This is a genomic window from Nocardia lijiangensis NBRC 108240 (genome assembly GCF_001613045.1).
Taxonomy (GTDB): domain Bacteria; phylum Actinomycetota; class Actinomycetes; order Mycobacteriales; family Mycobacteriaceae; genus Nocardia; species Nocardia lijiangensis.
The window spans coordinates 21,174-42,215 of sequence record NZ_BDBP01000007.1 but is presented as its reverse complement, the minus strand read 5'-3'; the positions used below and the strand labels follow the sequence as shown (position 1 = coordinate 42,215).

The following is a 21,042-nucleotide window of genomic DNA, read 5'->3' as shown; positions in this document are numbered from 1 at the left end:
GCACGGATCAGATTAGCGTGATGTTGTCCGGTCTTCTCGGTGTCGAATCGAAGCGGTCGGCTCCGTGCGGGCGGGGACAGGACCGTGGGCCAGGTCCAATTGTCCAGTGCCGCATTGCATTCGGCCACTTCGTGACCGTCGTCGGCCCAGGCCGCCTGCGATCTTCGGTCACTCCCTGACCGCAGCATCGATCGCAGCGGTCTGGTTCAGCGGTCAGGTCGGTCCGCGAGACGGATCAGGGTCTGTCGACCTGTCGCGACGTGTGTCGACGATTCGCCGTCGACAGCGTAGACATCCAGCGAACACACAGTGATGGTGCGCCCGGTGCGCACGACGCTGCTGTGCGCAACCAAGCGGTCCCCGACGGCAACCGCCAGGAGATTGAGGCTGAAGTCGACCGTCAGGATCGAGTCGCGCGTACTGAACGTCGACAGTGCCGCATAGCCGCCCGCGGTGTCGGCGATCGCGCTGGTGACGCCGGCGTGGAAGTACCCGTGCTGCTGGGTCAGTGTCGGTGCGTAGGCCAGCGTGATCTCGGCCCAGCCCGGCTCGACGGCCGTCAGACGCGCGCCGAGATGCGACATGAACGCCTGCCGTTCGAAACTGTCCACAACGTGCGCACGCAGCAGCGGATCGAGCGGATTCACTCCTGCTCCCTGTCCGCCGGGGCCTGGACCGGGGACTCCGCCATCCAGCGCGCCCAGATGTCGATCGTCATGAGCCACTCCCTATTTCACAGATTCACTGGGATTCCCGCAGATCAGCGCAGGAATGCGGTGAGGAGTGGGTTGGTTTGCGCTGGGCAGTCTTCGTGGACGGTGTGCCCGCAGCCCGGGAGAGTGGTGGCCGTAGCGTTCGGGATTCGCGCGGCCAGTTCACCGGCTTGGGAGGCAGGGAGCCAGGTGTCCTCCGCACCCCACACCACGAGTGTGGGCGTAGTGACCCCGGCGAGCCCGGCGTCGGTGAGCCGGTAGTCCAGGTTCCGCCACAGCGATAGGAAGCCGGCACGATTCGCTGGTCGGGAGAATGGTGCGTAGAGCTCATCGATCACCTCTTCGGTGACCAGGTGATCGTTGTGGAAGGTGCCGCGGATGCTGTCGGCGTAGAAGGACCGGGTGGTGAGGTTGGTGGCCAGTTCGCCTAGCAGGGGTGTGGTGAACAGTGGGGTGACAGGTGCCTTTTCGGCGTCGAGGCCGGGTGCGTCGAGCAGGACGAGTCGCTCGACGCGGTCGGGATGTTGTTCGGCGAAGTACAGGCTCCACGCCCCGCCCCACGAGTGACCGACGATGGCCGCCCGGGGTAGACCGACGGCGTCGAGGAAGGTCGCGATGGCCTCCGACATCGCGGGCAGGTCATAGGCGAAGTCGTCGCGGTGCAGTTCGGTGAAACCCTGGCTGGGCAGATCGACGGCATAGACAGTGTGTTCGGTCGCCAGCGCCGGGACGACGTCTCGCCAGGAGTATCCCCACAGCCCGCCTCCCGCGATGAGCACGACGGGCGAGCCCGTTCCGGTGCGGGTGTAGTGGAATCGAGCGAGGTCGGTTTCGGCGTACCGGGACTCGACGCGAGGCAAATACTGCGATTGATAGGGCGAGCTCGGGGGCTCCCAGGCATATGCCACGGGAAAGGAGATGGCGGCGAGTGCGCCGAGCAGCGCGACCGCGACCACAGCGAGTCGATTGAACAACATTCTGGATCTCATGAGGAGAACTTTCTGATCATCGGGACAGTTACTCGACAGACGGGAGAGCATCCCCCGATGTGACGGGATATGGGGTAGGTCACGCCGTCGAGTCCGAGGTGCCGAAGCCGGATCGGCACCGTCTCACGGTGAGCCGTCGCGCATCACACCGATGCGGATGTGCGGCGGTAGAAGTCGATCTGGTCGGCGACCACACGGTCCCGGAACTCGGGATTGGTGTAGAAGGTGAAGTGAGTGCCGGGATAGACGCGGAGTTCGCCGTGGGGGGCGCGGTCTGCCAGTTCGCGGCTGTTTTCCAGGGGTGTCTCCCGGTCCTCGGCGGCGACGCAGACCAGCAGGGGGCAGGACAGGCGGGCGGCGGATTCGGCGGGGTGGTAGCGCATCATCCGAAGCAGGCCCCTGGGGGCTACGGTGTTGCGCCACAAGGTGTTCTGGCCACCGGTGAGAGCCTGGATGTGCTGTTCGGCCTCGGGACTCGCGGTCACGGCGAGTTCTCCGGGGTGGCCCACCATGGGGATGTAGTACGGTCGCACGCCCAGCCTGCCTCGTAGTGCGTCCCAGAGGATCGCACCCAGCAGCTTCAGCGTGTCACCGGTCGACCGTCCCTCGACCTTCTTCGGGAATCCGTTGAACGGGATCTGCGCCACCACGGCGGCGATCCGGGGATCGCTTGCGGCCACGGTGATTACGTGTGCGCCGCCCAGCGAGTTGCCCCACAGCAGCACCCTGCCGGGGTCGATGCGTTCATGTTCCCGAGCGAAGGCCACGGCGGCGGCGATATCGACCAGCTGGGCGTCGATATCGGGGAGCTGGCGCGGTTCGCCGTCGCTCTCGCCGAAGCCTCGGTAGTCGAAGACCAGGGCGGCCAAGCCTGCGGCGGCGAAGCGTTCGGCGTAGTCGAAGAGGCGGTCCATCGTTCCGCTGTAGCCGTGGCACAACACCACGCACGGCACCGGTCCAGACTCGGCGGGCAGGTAGAGGTAGCCGGCACAGCGGACGCCGGCGGCGTTGAACGACACTGTGATTCGCATAAAAATCATCCTTACGGAGTAAGACTGACTGTCGGAAAACACTGATGGGCCTCGTTCAGGAAAGGAGTTCCCGTGCGGCGGCCCAGGCCCGGGCGAGCCCGAACTCGGCCAGGCCGCGTAGCAGGTCGCGGAAGGTCTCCTCGGTGGCCCCGGCTGCCCTGGCCAGCTCGGCGTGCAGGCGCATCGATTCACCCAGCGTCTGATAGAAGACATCCACGGTCAGGCACGCGATCGCCCGTTCCCGAACGCTGAGATGCGGGCGAGCCCAACGCTGAGCCAATTGGTCCTCGGTGAAGGCGGCCAGACCGGGATCCACATCCTCCAGTACGCGGACCGCGCGGGCCAGCGCACCGGTCAGCGGCACCGGCTCCACCGGCTCGACGTCCTGCGCTTCGGGCAGGCCGAGTTCGCGCAAGCGCTGAAAGGCGGGAACCAGGATGGGGTAGCCCACGTAGGGGGCCAGGTGACGGTAGAGCTCCCGGATGCCCTCAGGTTCGACGCCATTGGCGAGGGCCATCCGCACGTGCATGGCCAGGGGCAGGTCCAGGTGCGGGTGGCACAGGTCGGAAGTCAAACAGACGAAGGCTTTCTCGCGCATCGTCAAATGCGGCAGACCCCACAGGTTCTGCCCCGCACCGACGGCGAGCTGGGCGAAGACAGGGTCGAGGGCGGTCAGTGCGTCGGCTCCGGCGAGCTGGGTCATGGGTGCCTCCGTTCAGGACAGGCCCAGCCCGCGTCGGCGCAGGGCATCGAGGGTGTACTGCGGGACGATGCGGCCGAGCGTGCCCATCAACCGCGACTTCTTGCCGACCGGATAGCGGGAACGCGGCCTGCGCGCGGTCAGCGCGTGCAGCACGGCGCGAGCGACCACGTCCGGGCTCGACCCCGAACGTTCCTCGTCGAGCCCGCTGCTGACCATGGTCCGGTAGTCGTTGCCGTACAGCCGCCTGCCCTCGGGCCCGAGGGAGGCCAAGCGAGGTTCGACCTCATCCTCGAGCTTGTCCACAGCCTCGGTGTGAATCGAGCCGGGTTCGATGAGAACCGCCCGCACGCCAAAGGGTTTCAGCTCCATGCGCAGTGCGTCGTTGATCGAGCGGATCGCGTGCTTGGAGGAGCAGAGCGGACCGCCGAAGGGCAGGGTGATCCAACTGCCCACAGAGCCGATGGTGACCAGTCGGCCGTGTGCGGCGCGCAGCATCGGCAGCATAGCCTGGGTGACGGCGACCTGGCCGAACACATTGACCTCGTACTGCCTGCGCCACTCGGCCAGCGGAACGAACTCGACCGGTCCAGTCACGCCGATTCCGGCGTTGTTGACCAGCGCGTCGAGGCGGCCCAGGCGCTCGGCGACCTCGGCGATCCGGTCCGGATCGGTGATATCGAACTGGATCGGGGTGACGGTCTCGCCGAGCGCCTGCCCGTCGGGCACCTTCCGCACGCCGGCGTAGACGGTGAAGCCCTCGTGGGCCAATAGCAGCGCGGTGGCCCGCCCGATACCGGTGGAGGCACCGGTCACCAGGACGGTCGCTGAGCGGGGTTCGGATCGTTTTGCCATAGCCGAACGCTACGACGACCGCGGTGCCGGTCGCGTCCGTCAAATGACTGGTCTGTGTCCGGGCTCGCATCGGTGAGGTGACGCGTGCCCGTCGTGACGAGGGTGCCTACCTACACTCCGCCACTGCTGTGACCCCTTCGGGGTTCCAAGGCCAACCAGCAGCAATACAACCGACAAGCCGACACGACCCAACAAGCCCACACACCCGCCCGCCTGAAGCGGTGTCATTTTTCGTTTGCACAAATCCGCACCGGACCGTCCGCACAACACCGCATCCACCAGCTCGAACACCGCATCCGCCCGCCGGGTCACACACCGATAGAACTCCTGGACGAGGCTGTGCCCCTGCTCGGTCGTAGGATCGCCGCGAACAACTCGGCCTTCGAAACCTCCGCCATGGACACGCTCCTCGAGTCGGACCGCGCCCACCATGCTCACCCCGACCAGGCAGAGACCACGCGGAGATTCACCAGTGAAGCCACGGGCCCAATGACTCGAGTTCTGCAGCTATCAGGGCATCCACGAGGTCATTCATTTCTTCGACCAGCGCGGTCGCGCCGCCGTTGTGCGCGAGGTTGTGCAGTTCGAGTGGGTCGGTGTGGCGATCGTAGAGTTCGTATTCGAATTCAGGTCGTGGGCCGTCGAGCCGGTCCGGTGTCGAGTAGCGGCCGAAGCTGTAGCGGGGTGTGACGGTACCTCGGAGGCAGTAGTTCACTCCGGGTACCTGTCCGCCGCTGGATTTGGCGTCGGAGCTGACGAGTATGGCGTCGCGGATCGAACCGGACGGGTTCGTCAGCAGCGGAGTGAGGTCCCGGCCCGCTATCGGCGAGGTGGCTGCCGTGCCGCCCAGCGCGGCGAGTGTCGGCAGCAGGTCTATGTGCGAGGTCGGGCAGGTCACTGTGTTGCCGTGTGTGGCGGGGTTTCTCGGGTCCGCGATGACGAGGGGGACGCGCAGGTTCTCCCGGTAGATCATCGCGCCCTTCTGCCGAAGACCGTGTGCACCACCGAGTTCGCCGTGATCGGCGACCTGGACGACGACGGTATCGCTTGCCGCCCCGCTGCGGTCGAGTGCGGCGAGCACCGTCGCCAGGTGTTCGTCGGTTCGGCGCAGCAATTCCAGATACCAGTTGCCCCACTGTTGCCACTGGTGCCGGCTCGACGCCGAGGTCACGTCGTTGGGCATGGCACCGCCGACGACCTGGTTCAGGTCGCGCCACACCGATTGCACTCGCGGTTTGGCGGAGAGATCGGATTCGAAGTTCTCCGGGACTCGGGCACCGTAGTCGGGGATGTCTTCGAGTCGATAGAACCTGGGGCAGAACATCATGTCGTGCGGGTTCACCATGCTGACCACGCACAACCACGGCTCGGTGTCGTCGCGGTGACGCTCGAGCCAGTCCACCGCGTGGCCGACGACTTCCGGATCCTCGTGGGTGCCCTCGTTCGGGCCGCCGCCGCCGAGGATACCGATCGCTTCGTCGAAGGCATACGCGGACAACGCATCCGGGACGGCGGCGACCGGGTCGGACAGATGCCACTTGCCGATGTAGGCGGTGCGATAACCGGCGCTCCGCAATACTGTGCCGAGCGTGGGCAGCGCGCTGTCGAGGTTGGGGCTCCAGGATTGCAGCGGCCCCATGATCGTGGCGATCAGCTCGGTGCCGCGCACGTTGTCGCGCATGCCGGTGACCGGGGCGTGCAAGCCGGTGAAGAACGTGGAGCGAGCGGGCGAACACGGTGCCGTGGGTGTGTGATGCATGGCGAACCGCACGCCGCCGGCTGCCAGCCTGGACCGGGCTGGCAGGGAAAACCCTTGTGGCAGAGTGATATCGGCGCGCTCCTGGTCGGTCATCAACACCAGGATATTGGGACGGCCGGACGGTGCGGCCGAAGCGGGGGTGGCCCGTGCACCCAGCACCGGGAGGGCCGGGGCGGCCGCCATCATGGCGAGAACTCGGCGGCGATTGAGGGCGGGAGTCGGCAACGCGGCACATCCTTCGATCAATGGTGGCGACGGGACCACTGTAACTGAATGATTGAGCAATGCATTCAGTTAACCTGTTACGGCCGGGTGACTGCCCCGCGCTACTGTTCAGGAATGCCACGATCCGGATCCTCGCCCACGATGCGCGGCGAACAGACGCGGCAGCTGATCCTCGATACCGCGACCCGCCGTTTCGCCGATCAAGGCTTCCGAAACACCTCGCTCGCCGCCCTGGCGCGCGATCTGGGGCTCGCCCCGTCTGCGGTGTATTTCCATTTCGCCGACAAGGAAGCGCTCTTCGTCGCGGCGTTCGATCGCGATGCCGGGCGGCTGTGCGACGACGCGCTCGCCACGCCCGGCGCACCCGACGATCGGTACTGGCAGCAGATCCTCGGCCGGTTCGTCAGCGGGTTGTCCGCTCACCCATTGGTATTGCGCGTGCTCGCCGGCCGCGAGCCCGAGTTGCTCACCCGGCTGGTCGACGGCGAGGTGACCCGCCGCGTCCGCGCGGCCTTCGAAACCGTGCTGCGCGCCGGGCAGCAGTCGGGTGAGGTTTCCGAACATCTCGATCCGCACGACACGGCGGTGGCGTTGGAGGCCATTTTCACCGCGGTCGCGCTCACCGTGGTCCAGGTCGGCGGCGACGGCGGATCCGAGCGCATCGACGCCGTTGCTCGGTTCGTCCGATCGGCCATCGCTATGAACTCGGCTGGTCCCGGGCGCTGAATCGTCCGTCACGGCACCTCCAGCCTCTATGCCGCCCTGGACCTGACCACCGGCAAGGTCATCGGTTCGCTGCACGCCCGTCACCGGGCCACCGAATTCCTCGCCTTTCTCCGAAAGATCGATGCCCAGGTGCCCACCGATCTGGACGTGCACCTGGTCCTCGACAACGCCTCCACCCACAAGACGCCAGCGGTAAAGCGCTGGCTCACAACACATCCCAGGTTCGTGCTGCACTTCACCCCGACCAGCTCCTCATGGCTGAACCTGGTCGAACGCTGGTTCGCGGAGCTGACCACCAGAAACTGCGGCGCGGCACCCACACCTCGGTCCGGCGACTCAACGCCGACATCCGCGCATGGATCGACACGTGGAACGACGATCCACGTCCCTACGTGTGGACCAAGACCGCGGATCAGATCCTCGAATCAGTCGCCTGCTACTGCAAACGAATTAACGACTCACGACACTAGGTCGTATTGCGCAGTAGGTCGGTGTGGGCTGTCATTGGGGCCGCGATCCGTTCGATGTCACCGATCCGTGCGAGCGGCCTGTGTCTCGACACAGGCGAGGGCGGCGTCGAGCGCTGCTTCCAGCGGTGCGGGTTCGCGCTGGGCCCGGGAGACGAGCATGCCGCCCTCGTAGGCGGTGACCACGACGAGCGCCAGGCGGTCGATATCGGTGTCCGGGCGCAGTTCTCCTGCATCGCGCATGGCGGTGAGGCCCTCGGCGACGGCGGCGGTGAGGCGGCGTAATCCGGCGGCCACCAGTTCGAGGAGGTCCGGATCGGTGTCGGGGATGTCCTCGGCGAACGAGGCCAGCGGACACCCGGTGCGACAGCCGGTCGCGCGCGCCGCGGCGACCACCGCATCCCGCCACGCGCGGAGATCGTGTAGCGAGCGCATTTCGAGCAGCCACTTGTTGGCGACCACGACCTCCGTGCTGGCTTGGATGACCGCCGCTAGCAGGTCCCGTTTGTTGTCGAAGTAGTGATAGAGCTGCGAGGCGCTGACGCCCGCCTCGTGCTGGATCGCCTCCATCGTGGTGCCGTGCGCACCGTTCGCGAGCATCAGGCGCGCGGCGGCGTCGACGATCCTGGCGCGGCTGCGCAGTCCTTTGGCGGTCAGGGTGTCGGTGGACGCGGGCATCGGGCTTCTCCGTACTCGATTTTGGTATTGCCATTCCATTCTGCGCTCCGAGAATAAGAGCAATGGACACAACGAATCCATTGGTAGTCCCATCGGCTTCGACCGCGCTGGTGACCGGAGCGAGCAGCGGTATCGGATTTTCGGTTGGTCGAACGCTGGCGCGGCTCGGCTGGACCGTACTGGTGCACGGGCGCACCGCGGAGCGTGCGCGGGACACGGCAGCGCGCATGGGCGACGTGCCGGGCGGCCTGATTCCCGTCGATGCCGACCTTGAAACACGTTCGGGGGTGCGGCGACTGGTCGATCAGGTGCACCGCGCCGCACCGGACGGTCTCGGCGTCCTGGTCAACAACGCGGGCGCCGCGTTCGATCGGCACGGCCTCACCGTGGACGGCGTCGAACGGACCGTGGCCGTCAATCACCTGGCGGTCGCCGGACTTACCCGCGGCCTCGAATCGCTCCTGAAACCGATCGGTGAACAGCGGAATTCACCAGCGCGGGTGATCATGATGACCTCGTACCTGGAAGCGCGGGCCCGCCCGATCCAGGACTGGGCACTTCCGGGGGAGTGGACGCAGATGCACGCGTACGCGTCGAGCAAACTCGCCAACCTCGCCTACACCTACGCGCTGGCCGAACGGTGGCGTGACCGGATCGCGGTGTACGCGGTGGATCCGGGGGCAGTGCGCACCGGATTCCAGCGCAGTGCGGGCGGTCCGCTGCACCTCATCGGCCTCCTCGGCGCACCGTTGATGTCCTCCCCCGAGCGGCCTGCGCGCACGGTGGTCGCCACGGCCACCCGCCCCGCCGCACACCCCAGCGGCAGCTATATCCGTGCGGTCCGCGTCGTGGACACCGGACGTGTCAAGCTGTCCTCGGCCCGCTCCCTCGATCGTGCCTACCAACGCGACGTCTACGACGCCACCCAGCGCTTCCTGAGCGGCTAGACCGTTCCCCATAGGGCAGCGCACGAACGGCGAGAGACCGAGAACGTCAAGCGGTCTTTTCTTGCTGGGAAACAAACCAAATATGCGGATCCTGTGTATCTCGTCTCGCGCCCGTAAGCGGGACTTTCTGAGTAGCGAAAAGGGCGTACCTCACGGAAACCTTCTACTACCAGGGGAAACGAGGTACCCGCTGACAGCCCTGTGCGAGCCCTGCCAACCAAGAAGTCCGCCAAGCAGTGGATCGGAGAGAACTCCTCGGGGCTGTTGTTCTCGGAGGGCGACGGCGACGGACACTTCATTGCCCGAACCCGGGGCCCGACCCCGTTGCCGTCTACAGCATCGAAAGAATCCCGTTCGGAAGTGAGGAGAAGAAGTGACACCACCATGCGAAAGATGCAGTGAGCCAGCCGTCTTTCCGGTCCAGGAGCCCGGCGTCGACCTGGGGCCAGTCCGCTTCTGCACGACATGCCTGGTCAGCTTCGCCAACGCCCAGCTAGCAAAAAAGAACCGCGAGGTAGTGGACGCCTTTCTCGAGTATGGCTACGCGCGAAAGGTGGAGGAGCATCACGAGGACTTCGCCAGGGGGATCGGCGAAGTACTCGACATCGAGGCGGGGCTGACCATGGCCGAAATTCTGAACCAGGAGGTGAAAGTACCCGAGCACGACGGCTTCTGTCTGTCCATGGACACCGAGGATGGACACCACTTCGAGATCGTCGGCGAATCGGAGGACAGCGACATCCTGAGCGCACTCGTCATGGCCGAGGACTGGGTAGTCGACTTCGACTTGACCCCCAAGGAGGTCGAGTTCTTCCGGGACGCGCTGGATGCCTGGATCGAGCACCGCCGTGGCAAAAAGGCCACCTGAGAGCGCCTGACAGGTTCGTTTGAGTAGCGGTGATTATCGTTGCGGTGCAGTATGTTTCGTCGCGGCGGCACCGTGGATTGTGGATGACGAGTTGTGGGCGTTGATCGAACCGCTACTGCCGGTCCGGGCGGCGGGGACACCCGGTCCGGCGCGGATGGACGACCGGCTGGTGTTGCAGGGGATACTGTTCGTGTTGTTCACCGGGATCGGGTGGGAAGACCTGCCCCAGGAGTTGGGTTTCGGGTCCGGGATGACCTGCTGGCGCAGAGTGAGGGACTGGCAGAGAGGCCGGAGTGTTCGAAGCCATGCACGAGACGATGCTCGCCCATTGCCACGCTGCCGGGTTGATCGATTTCGACCGGGTCATCCCCGACGGCTCGCATGTGCGGGCGAAAAAAGACATCCCAGGGCCTTGGATGTCAAGCAGCGGTGGAATGTTCGGTGGGTGGAGACTGTGCGGCGACCTCGCTGTAGGTGGTGCGGGTTTTGAGGCAGCCGTGCAGGATTCCGACGAGGCGGTTGGCGAGTTGGCGTAGTGCCGGGTGGTGGTCCAGGCCACGCAGCGATGTTTGCCGTAATCGACCGAAGCGCTTGACACAAAACGCCTTACGCTGATTATCGAGCGTCCGGGCTGCTACCTATGGGTTTGGTATCGGCCGTCGGCGGCCGCGGTGAGTCGGCGGGCCAGGGCGCGTACGGCGTCGTTGAGTGTGTCGGGGTGCTCGATGATGAACGGGCGGTTCAGGCCGGCGAGGAGGGCGGGAATCCAGTCGAGCTGTTCGGCGCGGATTCGGATCCGGACCCACGGGTTGGTGTCAGCGGGCTGCGAGTCGATCTCATGCACGGTCGCGATCGTCGCAGGGAGCAGCGGGCGGACCTGGGTGAGTGTGCCCTGGACTCGGATCGATACCTCGTGCCGATAGGGCGCGTTGGCTAATGCGGACAGCAGATGAGCGGCTGGCTCGAATCCGGTGGGCGGAGCGAACGTTCCGGGCTGTGTGCTCACCGCGGTGATGCGGTCCAGCCGGAACTGGCGTAGTTCGTCGCTGTTGCTGTCCATCCCTGTCAGATACCACCGGCCGGAGTGGTCGACGAGCCCGTATGGGTGCACGGTCCGTTGGCTGGACCGCCCGTTTCGGTCGGTGTACCCGATTGCGACCGGTCGGTGCTCGCGGGTGGCCTCGGCGAGCCGGAGCAGGACGGCGGTCTCGACAGCTCCTTCCGGGCGCGCGGCGGCGGTGAATTCCACGGTGTTGATCAGTGCGTCCAGCCGGGCCGTCAGACGTGGGGGTAGGACGCGGCGGAGTTTGGCCGTCGCGCTGTCGGCTGCGCGGGCGGCCGCTGTCGGCCGGTCGGCGCCGCGGCTGGTGAGGAGCCCGAGTAACACGGCCACCGCCTCGTCGTCGGTCAGCATCAGCGGTGGCATTCGGTATCCGGGAGCGAGCCGGTATCCCCCGTAGCGGCCCCGCACCGATCGGACCGGGATATCCAGGTCGGTGAGATGGGTGACGTATCGCCTGACGGTGCGTTCATCGACGCCGAGCCGTCCGGCGAGTTCGCCGACGGTATGAGTACCGCCGGTCTGCAACAGCTCGAGCAGGGCCAGCACTCGGGCGGTGGGGCGCGTCATCGGGAAATTCTCGCATCCATACTGGGCGGAAACTGTCCAGTATCGGCTCTACCGTGGCGTGCGGCGGTGGAACCTCCGCCTCATCCGACAGCAGGAGCACACAATGAAGCTCGTCTCGATCCGTCTGATCACTGACGACATCCAGCGGCTGGTCAGTTTCTATCAGCACGTGACCGGCGTCGAAGCAAACTGGGCTACACCGGATTTCGCCGAAATCGTCACACCGGCCGGCACCCTCGCGATCGGAAGCACCCGCACCGTGGCGCTGTTCGCTGCGGGCAGCGCGCACCCAGCCGACAATCACACCGCGATCATCGAATTCCTGGTCCCCGACGTCGATGCCGATTACCGGCGGTTGCGAGATACGGTCGAGGATTTCGTCAACGAGCCCACGACGATGCCGTGGGGGAACCGGTCGTTGCTGTTTCGCGATCCCGACGGCAACCTGATCAACCTCTTCACCCCGGTCACCGCGCAGGCCGCCGCGAAGTTCGCCGGTTGACATCCACTCATCGGCTAGTTAGAGACTGGTGCCAGGGTCAGGTCCCGGCCAGGATTTGATTCAGGTGCCCGGTGGGATGCTCCCAATATTCGGCTGCCCACCGTCTGGTCTGGTGTGGCTCTCAAATGGCTTGCCTCCCATCGGGTGCCGTGCAGGGAGTGGCTGAAGAGGGGCCATTTGGGGATGCTTTTGCTGACTGTAGTCAGCCTGTGGACTTCGTTGCCTTACATCATCGACAGCTCCATGCCTTTGGTTCGCGGAAAGATTCGTGAGTACATGGCCCTGTCGCCTTCCCGTGGGGAACTTCTCCGCGACTTCAGCCAGCCGCCGAGGTAGAAACGCGGGCTCAGGCGAGGAGAACATTGAGAACGAGCACGACTGACGTCGCGATCGAGAACGCGAGGAAGACCATGGCTCCCAGCATGTTCCGGTCGCCGCTGCGGATGTGGGCAACGATCGCGCCGCCGAAGTAGAGCACCAGCCCGATCGCGGCGGCGATCGCGAAGGGCGGGAACCAGATGCCCCAGATGAGACCGACCGTCGCGGCGATCTGCAGGCTCCCGAGCACGGTGAGCTGGGAAGTAGTGAGGTGGACCGCTTCGGCGAATTGGCGTAGCCATGCTGGGCGGACGAACTTCATCACTCCGGAGTGGAGCATCGCCAGAGCGAGCAGGACGGACAGGATCAGGGCTGTGATTTGCATGACGACAACGCTAGGAATCCGATAGGTACCCTTTGGTAACCTTCGGACCGTGAGCCCTCCTGCCGGAATCATGTTCATGTCCGACTGTCCTGCGCGTACAGCACTCGAGGTCATCGCGAACAAGTGGTCCGTAGTCACTCTGTACGCGCTCAAAGACGGCCCCAAGCGGCACAGTGAACTTGTCGCTCTGTCCGGCGGGATCTCCCGGAAGGTGCTAACCCAGACCCTCCGCCGCCTGCAGAGCAACGGCCTCATCGATCGACAGCGGTATGCCGAAGTGCCCCCACGGGTGGAATACAGCCTGACCCCGCTCGGCCGGACGCTCCAGGAGCCGATAGCGATGCTGACGGAGTGGGCGCAGGCGCACGGAGAAGCACTCGTCGACTTCCAGGAATCGGCAGCCGCGAACCAGTCGCACTAGGGTTCCGGACATCCCACACCTTGCGTCTCGCGAACGAATGCTCACGAGACACCCTGATGCTGTCGGTTGCCGGATCGAACGCCCTCAACTCGCCATTACCGACCGCTCTCGAGCGATCTCACCAGCCATGGCATCAACCATGTGACCAGCCAGATCCTGCGAAGATCTTGACCCAAGACAGATTGGTGGTTGATGTCAAGGTGACAGGAGCATCATGAAGTCGTTGACGTGGACGCCTACCCACGTGGTATTCGAGGACTGGAACCATCATTCGAAATGGAAAGCCGCGCAGTCGCCGGTGCATGTCCTGGTCGACGACATCGAGCGAGTGGACCTGATTCCTTTTGGATCGTCGAGGTCGTTGTGGTGGTGCCGGCTCATCATTCGAGGAAGGCAGATCCCGCCCGACCCTATGAATGACTTGTACTCGTTCACCTACGACGCCCGCCGCGATGCGAAGAAGATCGACGACATGCAGGCGCGTATTGCGCGCGGCACAATCCGGGTGGCGGAGGGCCTGCCGGGCGGTCAGCCGCTGACCCCTGACCAGCAACAGCGTGTGGCTGACGCTCTTCGGCGTGGTAGTCGCGGTTGGTTTCTTGATGGATTCTTCGGCGGCGAATAAGGGCAGGGGCTGCGGGCGCAATCAGGGGACGTTCGCACTGCATCCGGCGTTCGGCGCACACAGAGTGTGTAACCGACATCTCACCCCGGCCAGTTGCGCGACCTCCTCGCGCCGCATGCCGGGCACCCGGCGGGTACCCGACCACACCGCGCCCGGTTCGGGCAGCCGTCGGGCGCGCTGATTGCGCAGGAATTCGCCGAGTTCCGCGGTAGTTTCGGGGGCGCGCTCGGCTCGGCTCAGTGCGCGCAGAACGGCGGACTGCCCGTGCCGGACCACCCCGAGTCGCGACAGTAGGTCCAGCACCGGCTCGAAGACCTGCGAGGGGAACAGCGGCGTCGTGATCTCGGCACTCACCGCCAGATAGTCAAGGCACGCTCCCGAAAGGGCCGCCCCGCTAACGGTTTCCGGTGGTGTTCAGCTTCAACCTTGTCACCCCATCGCCGGTGTGCTGATCCAGTGCAACGTCGCGCCCGGTCGTCAGCAGGAGCAAGGCGGTCAGCGATCCTTCGATCACCGGTCCGTCGCCGACAGTCCACTCGTCGTCGGTCGCCACGAGGCGGTAACCGCTGAATTTCTCCCGGGCGTGGAACGGGGAACCCATCTCCCAGACTCGCTGGATGGCCGATCGCGCAGCGGCGACGGGCATTTCACGCGTAATTCCGAGGGGGACGGCGATGTCTTGGCCGTGCACGAGCACATCCATCAGCCGGTCGGCCGGGGTCGTGCCGAGAGCCGCGACCCGTGCGTCGATGCTGTCGCGCAGCTCGGCGAGCAGCTGCCCGGTCGTGCGGCGTTGCGCGTGGCGAACGGCGGTGTCGCGGATCAACCGGTCGAGATCACCGCGGGCGCGAATCAGATTGACCAGGATCGAGCCGAGATTCGGCCGGGCGGACAGAATCACGTGCGCGACGACATCGCGAACTCGCCAGTCGTCACACAGGGAGTCGTGGTCCCAGGCCGCTTCGGGCAGAGACGCCAGCGTGTTGGCCAGAGTCGAGCGTTCGGTGGCGACAGCTCGCCAGATCTGCTCGGTGGTCATCGGTTCGTCGGCGGGCATCCGCATTCTCCTTCTCCCGGTGGATGTTCCAGTACGGTAGGAATTCCAGTGGGGTGGAGGTTCCAGCGATTGTGACCGAGAACACGCGCCGCGACGGCTTGGTGGGCATCGGAGAGTTGTCCAGGAAGACCGGCGTACCCGTCCGCACCCTGCGCTTCTATTGCGACGAAGGCATACTCCAGCCACGGCGCAGCTCGGGTGGTCACCGGCTGTTCGATCCGGTCACCACGGTCGACCAGGTGCTGTTGGTGCGCAGGCTCCGCGGGCTCGGCCTGAGCCTGGCTGCGATCGTCGACGTTCTCACCGGCGCGATGTCGATCACCGAGGCCGTGGCCGCCGAACGTGCCGCGCTCGACACCGAATTGGGCGCGCTGACGTGGCGACGGGCCTCGCTGGTCGCGGTCGAGGACGCACCGCCGCCCCGGCGAGCCGCGCGCTTGGCATTGCTCACCTCCGTCCACGACCGCCACACCGCCTACGACAACCTCGTCATCTTCTGGCGACGACTGCTCGCGCCCCTGCCGTCGGACATGTTCGACGGATTCGTCGCGATGAACATCCCGGCGCCACCGACCGACCCCACTCCCCGCCAGGTCGTCGCCTACGCCGAACTCGTCACCGTCACCGCCGATCCGGCCTCGGCGCCCGCGATGTCACGCCAGCTCTGGCGGCCCGACCCCACCGGCATCCACCACAAACGGGAACTCCTGACCGGTGTCGCCGAAGCCTGTGGGATCGCAGGGCACTTGGTCGTCGCCCACATCGAACCACGGCCAGGAGCCGAGCTCGATCAATTCCTCGCCGCCCACGCCACCGCCCGCCGCGAACGCGACACACCACGCTTCCGGCACCGACTTCTGCACGGCGGCAACGACACCGACCCGCGCATCCACCGGTACTGGAAACTCACCACCGAGATCACCGGAACAACCACCGCCGGGGCCGCCCAATTCTGGCTGTACCAGGCACTGCAACGATCGATCGATCCAACGACGCCAGTGCCGTGACGACTCGGCAGACCCGGCCGACGACCGCACGGATTTCGATTCGGGCGGGGTTCAGAAGAAGGACTCGATTCTGAACCAGGGTGTGACCTACGCGGGATGCGCGGTCATCGGAATCGCGTGCCGGACAAGACTTTCGGCGACCTCAGCAGCGCAGCGCCGCTCGCAGGCGGGCGGTTGCGATCGCACGCCGCGCGTCGGCGGCGGGCAGCAGCAGGCTGGCGTGTTCATGGATCTCACTGTCCTCGAGCGCTTTTTCGCCGTAGTGCAGCGCGAGCACGGGGTCGTCCGATGCCAGGACCGCGGTGCGGACGCCGACTTTCAGATACTCCCGCCATTCGACGATGCCGGGTGTCTGTGACCCGGGAAGCAAGGGCCCGCGATACAGCCGGACCGCGGTGGCGGTGTCCCCCGCGCCGAGTGCGGCGAGGACGTCGGCCGCGTCGCAGGAGAGCGGAGTGGCCAATCGGTAGATGCGGCTGGTGATGTCGCCGACCGCAGTGCGGCGCAGGTGGGAGACATCGGCTTTCACCGTGCTCGCCGCGGGCGCACGGTCGCCGTAGATGGCCAGCTGCAACCGCTCCGGCGTGAAGCCGTCGGGTTCCAGCGCGAGCAAGGTGAGAATCTCGAAATGCCTGCGCCGCAGCCGAATCCGTTCGTCGCCGCGCATCAGCTCGGCGCCGCCCAGGCAGGTGAGCCGAGGGCCGGACGCGGGCCGTTCGTGCTGGTGCAGTTTGGCCTCGATGGCGGTGGCCAGCGTCCGCACGGTCGACATGGCGAGCGGATGGGACCGGTCCCATGTGGTGGACAGGTCGAGCACTCCGAGCTGTCGTCCGTCCGCGCCGCGGATCGGCGCGCAGTAGCAGACCCACTCGTGCAACGCGGCCACGAGGTGCTCGGCGGCGAACACGCTGCTGGGCCGCCCGGTGCGCAGCGTGAGCGACAGCGCGTTGGTGCCCATGTGGGTCTCGTCCCATCGCCCGCCCGGTGCGAAGCCGACACGTTCGGCGCGCCTGCGCATCACGGCCCCGCCGTGCGACCACAGGATGGTGCCGTCCTCGTCGGTGACGGCGGCGACGAAACCGGAGTCGTGGGTGATGGCGTGCACGTGGTCGGACAGTTCCGACATCGGCGCGCGCAGCGGCGACGCGGCCCAGCGCGCGCCGACGTCGTCGGCCGCGGCGGGAGCGCAGTCCAGTTCGGGGTCGACGGTGCGCCGAGATCTCATCCAGGACTGGGCGACTTCGCCGCGCAGGTGGGAGCTGTCGATTCCCGCGGACACGGTGCGGGCGGGCACCCAGCGCGCCCATTCCTTTTCCAGCGCGGCGCGTCGCTGGGAGAGGGAGCTTTGTCGTGCCATCTCGCGACTGCCTCCCCTCCGTGCGGCGGTTCCTCGCTGCACCGAGGGTAACCCGCGCGCGTCGCGAATACCGGAGGTCGGAGAAAGGCAGCAGCGGGCTCGGCTCCGGCACCAGCGACAAGGCCGATGCCGGAGCCGAGCTGTTCGCTCCGCTAGGGGTTCGCGGCGTCCGGCGCCGTGTGGTCCGAACCGCGCGGCGGTGGTGGCTGCGCTTCCAGCGCCTCCGTTTCGGCGTCGGTGAACAACCGCGAGCGGATCAGGAACCGCACGCCCTCGGGCGCTTCCAGTGAGAACCCACTGCCGCGCCCCGCGACCACGTCCACGGTGAGATGGGTGTGACGCCAGTACCGGAACTGGTCGGCGCTCATCCAGAACGGCGTCTCCTGGGGGAGGATGCCGAGCAGCACGTCCGACGCTCCGACGCGAAAATCGCCGCGCGGGTAGCACATCGGCGCGCTCCCGTCGCAACACCCGCCCGACTGGTGGAACATCACCGCGCCGTGCCGCTGGATCAGCGTGCGCAGCAACGCTTCCGCGCTTTCGGTCAGCGCGACCCGCGCGACGCCGTCGGGCATCAGAACAACCCGGCCTTGGTGGTCGAGTAGCTGACGAGCAGGTTCTTCGTCTGCTGGTAGTGGTCCAGCATCATCCGGTGGTTCTCCCGGCCGATGCCCGACTTCTTGTAGCCGCCGAACGCGGCGTGCGCCGGGTAGGCGTGGTAACAGTTGGTCCACACCCGGCCCGCCTTGATGCCGCGGCCGAGCCGGTAGGCGGTGTTGCCGTCCCGCGTCCACACCCCGGCGCCGAGGCCGTAGAGGGTGTCGTTGGCGATCGCGAGCGCCTCGTCGACCGAGTCGAACGCCGTCACCGACACCACGGGGCCGAAGATCTCCTCCTGGAAGATCCGCATGTCGTTGCGGCCCTGGAAGATCGTCGGCTCGATGTAGTAGCCGCCTGCGAAATCCTCCACCTTGCGCGGCCCACCGCCGGTGAGCAGTTCGGCACCCTCCTGCTTGCCGATGTCGATGTAGGACAGGATCTTCTCGTACTGGTCGTTGCTGGCCTGCGCGCCGATCATGGTGGTCTCGTCGAGCGGATTGCCGCCCTTGATGGCCTTGGTTCGTGCCACGCAGCGACTCATGAACTCGTCGAAGATGGAGCGGTGCACCAGCGCCCGCGACGGGCACGTGCACACCTCGCCCTGGTTGAGCGCGAACATCACGAAACCCTCGACCGCCTTGTCCAGGAACTCGTCGTCCGCGGCGGCCACGTCGGGCAGAAAGATGTTGGGGCTCTTGCCGCCCAGCTCGAGCGTGACGGGAATGATGTTCTCGCTCGCGTACTGCATGATGAGCCGGCCGGTGGTGGTCTCGCCGGTGAACGCCACCTTGGCCACCCGCGGACTGGACGCCAGCGGCTTGCCCGCCTCCACGCCGAAACCGTTGACCACGTTGACAACTCCCGGCGGGAGCAAGTCCGCGATGAGCTCGACGACCTTCAGGATCGAGGCCGGAGTCTGCTCGGCGGGCTTGAGCACCACCGCGTTGCCCGCCGCCAGCGCCGGCGCCAGTTTCCACACGGCCATCAGGATCGGGAAGTTCCATGGAATGATCTGACCGACCACGCCCAGCGGCTCGTGGAAGTGGTAAGCGACGGTGTCGGCGTCGATTTCGGAGATGCTGCCCTCCTGGGCGCGGATCGCGCCGGCGAAGTAGCGGAAGTGATCGACCGCCAAAGGCAGGTCGGCGGCCAGGGTTTCACGCACGGGCTTGCCGTTGTCCCAGGTCTCGGCGACCGCGAGCGCCTCGAGATTGTCCTCGATGCGGTCGGCGATCTTGTTGAGGAGGTTGGCGCGCTGGGTGGTCGAGGTCGCGCCCCAGGCGTCGGCGGCACGGTGCGCGGCGTCGAGCGCCAGCTCGACATCCGGCGCGGTCGAACGCGCCACCTCGCAGAACACCTCGCCGTCCACCGGCGACGGGTTCTCGAAATAGCGGCCCTCCACCGGCGCGGTCCATTCGCCCCCGATGAAGTTGTCGTAGCGGCGCGCGTAGTCGACGACGCTGCCTTCGGCACCGGGCTTGGCGTAAGTCATGACTGATACTCCTCGCTGGTCACGGATCGGATCACACGACGTGTCGTGGTGTGGATCACTATCACGCGCGAGGGTTGAGACAAGGTTGAACCGCCGGAGCGAGCCGGGCGCGCCGGAACGGGGATGCATGGTGGCGTTCATGCGTCCGAGGACTCGGTCGGGCGTCACCGGGAGCGGACGGAACCATCGGCCGGCACTCGAATCCCGCTCAGACACTTGGCTTTCGCCACCAGACCATCCGCTGGGCGTTGCGAGAAGCACCGGAGATCGACCGCCGCCACGGGCGGTCCGGAGGCCGGAAACCGAAGCTCGGGCGCGACGCGAAAACCGCCATTCATCGCCGCGCGGGGCGCGGGCGAATTCTCTCCGTTACCGCCCAGGCGCGATGTGCTGCGGAGTAGCCTCGAAGGAGGCCATCTCCTAAAAGCCGAGGCTGCAATGCACGAAATGGCGATAACTCAGAGTGTTGTCGACGCCGTGTGTGAGCATGCGGCGGATCGGCGGGTGCACAGCGTCACCGTGGAGGTCGGCGCGCTGTGCGCGATTGTGCCCGAGGCGATGCAGTTCTGCTTCGAGCTGGCGACCGAAGGGACCGTGGCGGACGGTGCGGAACTCGTCATACGAACCGTGCCGGGCACCGCGGTCTGCCGGTCCTGCGGCGCCGATTTCGCCCTCGCCGACCTGATCCTGCTGTGCCGATGCGGCAGCGCCGACGTCGAGATCAAGTCCGGGCGGGAGCTTCGAATCCGAACGATGGAGGTGAGCGAACCATGTGCGCGACCTGCGGATGCGGCGGCGATTCGGCAGCGGTGATCACGGTCCTCCACGACCAGCCGCACGAACACGAGCACCACCACGAGCACGACCATCACGGTCATGACCACCATCACGGGCCCGACGACCCGCACGGCCACGATCACGACCACGAGGACCACGTGCACGTGCCGGTGACCGAAACGGTGACCCTGGAGCAGAAGGTGCTCGCCAAGAACGATCGGCTGGCCCAGCACAACAGAGAACGGCTGCGGCGCGGCGGCATCGTGGCGCTGAACATCACCAGCTCGCCGGGAGCCGGGAAGACGACGCTGCTCGAACGCACCCTCGGCGATCTGGGCGACCGGCCTGTCGCGGTGATCGAGGGCGATCAAGAGACGCTGCTCGATGCCGAACGCATCAGGGCGACCGGGTGCCGGGTCGTCCAGATCAATACAGGATCCGGTTGCCATTTGGATGCCGAAATGTTGCGACACGCGTTGGACGAACTCGATCCCGAGCCGGGCACGCTGCTGTTCATCGAGAACGTCGGCAACCTGGTCTGCCCCGCGCTCTTCGATCTGGGTGAGCTCGCCAAAGTCGTGGTGTTCTCGGTGACCGAGGGCACGGACAAGCCGCTGAAATATCCGCACATGTTCGCGGCCGCCGAGCTGGTGATCATCAACAAGATGGACCTGCTCCCCTTCGTCGATTTCGACCTCGAGCGGTGCGCCGAATACGCGCACTCGATCAATCCCGGCGTGCCGATCATGCCGGTGTCCGCGATCACCGGCGAGGGCTTTCCGCGCTGGTACGGATGGATTTCGGGGCACTTGTCCCCGCCATCGGCCTCCCTTGAGGAAGCCACAACCCCCGCATAAACTGACGTGACGAGTGTCACATTCCGGACGGTCTTCTCAGTACAGCCCCTGTCCGG

General features: G+C 66.2%; 23 protein-coding genes and 3 pseudogenes. 11 read left to right on the top strand and 15 right to left on the bottom strand.

Features of this window, described 5'->3' with window-relative positions; translation table 11 throughout:
- Positions 1 to 206 precede the first annotated feature (206 nt).
- The 6 genes from NL1_RS03140 to NL1_RS03115 form a co-directional block, all read right to left on the bottom strand.
- Positions 207 to 647 (bottom strand): PaaI family thioesterase, encoded by a 441-nt coding sequence (locus tag NL1_RS03140; protein ID WP_245673065.1) that lies wholly within the window; start codon positions 645 to 647, stop codon positions 207 to 209.
- A gap of 113 nt (positions 648 to 760) precedes the next feature.
- The gene (locus NL1_RS03135; RefSeq protein WP_067834082.1) at positions 761 to 1,690 is read right to left on the bottom strand and encodes an alpha/beta fold hydrolase; all 930 of its coding nucleotides are present in this window, start codon (positions 1,688 to 1,690) and stop codon (positions 761 to 763) included.
- Positions 1,691 to 1,845: 155 nt separating this feature from the next.
- A complete protein-coding gene (locus tag NL1_RS03130) occupies positions 1,846 to 2,733 on the bottom strand; it encodes an alpha/beta hydrolase (protein WP_067834080.1) in 888 nt (295 codons plus the stop codon).
- Positions 2,734 to 2,788: 55 nt separating this feature from the next.
- Positions 2,789 to 3,436: a carboxymuconolactone decarboxylase family protein gene (locus NL1_RS03125; protein WP_067834078.1), complete on the bottom strand. Its 648-nt coding sequence runs from the start codon at positions 3,434 to 3,436 to the stop codon at positions 2,789 to 2,791.
- A 12-nt stretch (positions 3,437 to 3,448) separates the two neighbouring features.
- Positions 3,449 to 4,288: an SDR family oxidoreductase gene (locus NL1_RS03120; protein WP_067834076.1), complete on the bottom strand. Its 840-nt coding sequence runs from the start codon at positions 4,286 to 4,288 to the stop codon at positions 3,449 to 3,451.
- A 466-nt stretch (positions 4,289 to 4,754) separates the two neighbouring features.
- The gene (locus NL1_RS03115) at positions 4,755 to 6,272 is read right to left on the bottom strand and encodes a sulfatase family protein (RefSeq protein WP_156094630.1); all 1,518 of its coding nucleotides are present in this window, start codon (positions 6,270 to 6,272) and stop codon (positions 4,755 to 4,757) included.
- Between the two features lie 114 nt (positions 6,273 to 6,386).
- On the opposite strand from NL1_RS03115, the gene NL1_RS03110 reads away from it, so the two are divergent.
- Both NL1_RS03110 and NL1_RS03105 read left to right on the top strand, forming a co-directional pair.
- Positions 6,387 to 6,998 carry a TetR/AcrR family transcriptional regulator gene (locus NL1_RS03110; protein ID WP_162272679.1) on the top strand — a complete coding sequence of 204 codons (612 nt, stop codon included), beginning with the start codon at positions 6,387 to 6,389 and terminating at the stop codon, positions 6,996 to 6,998.
- A gap of 3 nt (positions 6,999 to 7,001) precedes the next feature.
- Positions 7,002 to 7,468: pseudogene (locus tag NL1_RS03105) on the top strand (IS630 family transposase); the annotation flags it as partial.
- 57 nt (positions 7,469 to 7,525) lie between these two features.
- Here NL1_RS03105 and NL1_RS37195 read toward each other — a convergent pair.
- Positions 7,526 to 8,143, bottom strand: a complete 618-nt coding sequence (locus tag NL1_RS37195; RefSeq protein ID WP_067834071.1) for a TetR/AcrR family transcriptional regulator — start codon at positions 8,141 to 8,143, stop codon at positions 7,526 to 7,528.
- Positions 8,144 to 8,205: 62 nt separating this feature from the next.
- On the opposite strand from NL1_RS37195, the gene NL1_RS03095 reads away from it, so the two are divergent.
- From NL1_RS03095 to NL1_RS39225, 3 genes and pseudogenes are all read left to right on the top strand, one after another.
- The gene (locus NL1_RS03095; protein ID WP_067834069.1) at positions 8,206 to 9,090 is read left to right on the top strand and encodes an SDR family NAD(P)-dependent oxidoreductase; all 885 of its coding nucleotides are present in this window, start codon (positions 8,206 to 8,208) and stop codon (positions 9,088 to 9,090) included.
- Between the two features lie 553 nt (positions 9,091 to 9,643).
- Positions 9,644 to 9,958 carry a hypothetical protein gene (locus NL1_RS03090; protein WP_156094628.1) on the top strand — a complete coding sequence of 105 codons (315 nt, stop codon included), beginning with the start codon at positions 9,644 to 9,646 and terminating at the stop codon, positions 9,956 to 9,958.
- Between the two features lie 76 nt (positions 9,959 to 10,034).
- Positions 10,035 to 10,350: pseudogene (locus NL1_RS39225) on the top strand (transposase); the annotation flags it as partial.
- 27 nt (positions 10,351 to 10,377) lie between these two features.
- Here NL1_RS39225 and NL1_RS37190 read toward each other — a convergent pair.
- Positions 10,378 to 10,506, bottom strand: a pseudogene (locus tag NL1_RS37190) (IS110 family transposase); the annotation flags it as partial.
- Positions 10,507 to 10,592: 86 nt separating this feature from the next.
- A complete protein-coding gene (locus NL1_RS03080; RefSeq protein ID WP_169813572.1) occupies positions 10,593 to 11,588 on the bottom strand; it encodes a helix-turn-helix transcriptional regulator in 996 nt (331 codons plus the stop codon).
- A gap of 103 nt (positions 11,589 to 11,691) precedes the next feature.
- Between NL1_RS03080 and NL1_RS03075 the strand changes: the two genes are divergently transcribed.
- Positions 11,692 to 12,090, top strand: coding sequence for a VOC family protein (locus NL1_RS03075; protein WP_067834063.1), 399 nt, complete (start codon positions 11,692 to 11,694; stop codon positions 12,088 to 12,090).
- 346 nt (positions 12,091 to 12,436) lie between these two features.
- On the opposite strand, the gene NL1_RS03065 is transcribed toward NL1_RS03075, so the two are convergent.
- On the bottom strand, positions 12,437 to 12,793 hold the full coding sequence (locus NL1_RS03065; protein WP_067834059.1) for a DoxX family protein: 357 nt from the start codon (positions 12,791 to 12,793) through the stop codon (positions 12,437 to 12,439).
- 49 nt (positions 12,794 to 12,842) lie between these two features.
- Between NL1_RS03065 and NL1_RS03060 the strand changes: the two genes are divergently transcribed.
- Both NL1_RS03060 and NL1_RS03055 read left to right on the top strand, forming a co-directional pair.
- On the top strand, positions 12,843 to 13,214 hold the full coding sequence (locus NL1_RS03060; RefSeq protein ID WP_245673064.1) for a winged helix-turn-helix transcriptional regulator: 372 nt from the start codon (positions 12,843 to 12,845) through the stop codon (positions 13,212 to 13,214).
- 214 nt (positions 13,215 to 13,428) lie between these two features.
- Positions 13,429 to 13,839 carry a hypothetical protein gene (locus NL1_RS03055; protein ID WP_156094626.1) on the top strand — a complete coding sequence of 137 codons (411 nt, stop codon included), beginning with the start codon at positions 13,429 to 13,431 and terminating at the stop codon, positions 13,837 to 13,839.
- A gap of 21 nt (positions 13,840 to 13,860) precedes the next feature.
- On the opposite strand, the gene NL1_RS39995 is transcribed toward NL1_RS03055, so the two are convergent.
- Together NL1_RS39995 and NL1_RS03045 are read right to left on the bottom strand one after the other, a co-directional pair.
- Entirely contained in the window at positions 13,861 to 14,193 is a 333-nt protein-coding gene (locus NL1_RS39995) for a hypothetical protein (protein ID WP_067834054.1), read from the bottom strand.
- 40 nt (positions 14,194 to 14,233) lie between these two features.
- Positions 14,234 to 14,896: a maleylpyruvate isomerase family mycothiol-dependent enzyme gene (locus tag NL1_RS03045; protein ID WP_084510257.1), complete on the bottom strand. Its 663-nt coding sequence runs from the start codon at positions 14,894 to 14,896 to the stop codon at positions 14,234 to 14,236.
- Positions 14,897 to 14,967: 71 nt separating this feature from the next.
- On the opposite strand from NL1_RS03045, the gene NL1_RS03040 reads away from it, so the two are divergent.
- A complete protein-coding gene (locus tag NL1_RS03040) occupies positions 14,968 to 15,903 on the top strand; it encodes a MerR family transcriptional regulator (RefSeq protein ID WP_067834052.1) in 936 nt (311 codons plus the stop codon).
- 142 nt (positions 15,904 to 16,045) lie between these two features.
- On the opposite strand, the gene NL1_RS03035 is transcribed toward NL1_RS03040, so the two are convergent.
- The 3 genes from NL1_RS03035 to adh form a co-directional block, all read right to left on the bottom strand.
- Positions 16,046 to 17,260 (bottom strand): helix-turn-helix domain-containing protein, encoded by a 1,215-nt coding sequence (locus tag NL1_RS03035; protein WP_067834051.1) that lies wholly within the window; start codon positions 17,258 to 17,260, stop codon positions 16,046 to 16,048.
- 152 nt (positions 17,261 to 17,412) lie between these two features.
- The gene (locus NL1_RS03030) at positions 17,413 to 17,835 is read right to left on the bottom strand and encodes a DUF779 domain-containing protein (RefSeq protein ID WP_067834050.1); all 423 of its coding nucleotides are present in this window, start codon (positions 17,833 to 17,835) and stop codon (positions 17,413 to 17,415) included.
- Positions 17,835 to 19,352, bottom strand: coding sequence for an aldehyde dehydrogenase (adh, locus tag NL1_RS03025; protein WP_067834048.1), 1,518 nt, complete (start codon positions 19,350 to 19,352; stop codon positions 17,835 to 17,837). The genes NL1_RS03030 and adh overlap by 1 nt, the downstream gene beginning before the upstream one ends.
- Positions 19,353 to 19,790: 438 nt before the next feature.
- On the opposite strand from adh, the gene hypA reads away from it, so the two are divergent.
- Both hypA and hypB read left to right on the top strand, forming a co-directional pair.
- The gene (hypA, locus tag NL1_RS03020) at positions 19,791 to 20,165 is read left to right on the top strand and encodes a hydrogenase maturation nickel metallochaperone HypA (RefSeq protein WP_067834047.1); all 375 of its coding nucleotides are present in this window, start codon (positions 19,791 to 19,793) and stop codon (positions 20,163 to 20,165) included.
- Positions 20,123 to 20,986 (top strand): hydrogenase nickel incorporation protein HypB, encoded by an 864-nt coding sequence (gene hypB, locus NL1_RS03015; protein WP_067834045.1) that lies wholly within the window; start codon positions 20,123 to 20,125, stop codon positions 20,984 to 20,986. The genes hypA and hypB overlap by 43 nt, the downstream gene beginning before the upstream one ends.
- The last annotated feature ends 56 nt before the right edge of the window (positions 20,987 to 21,042 follow it).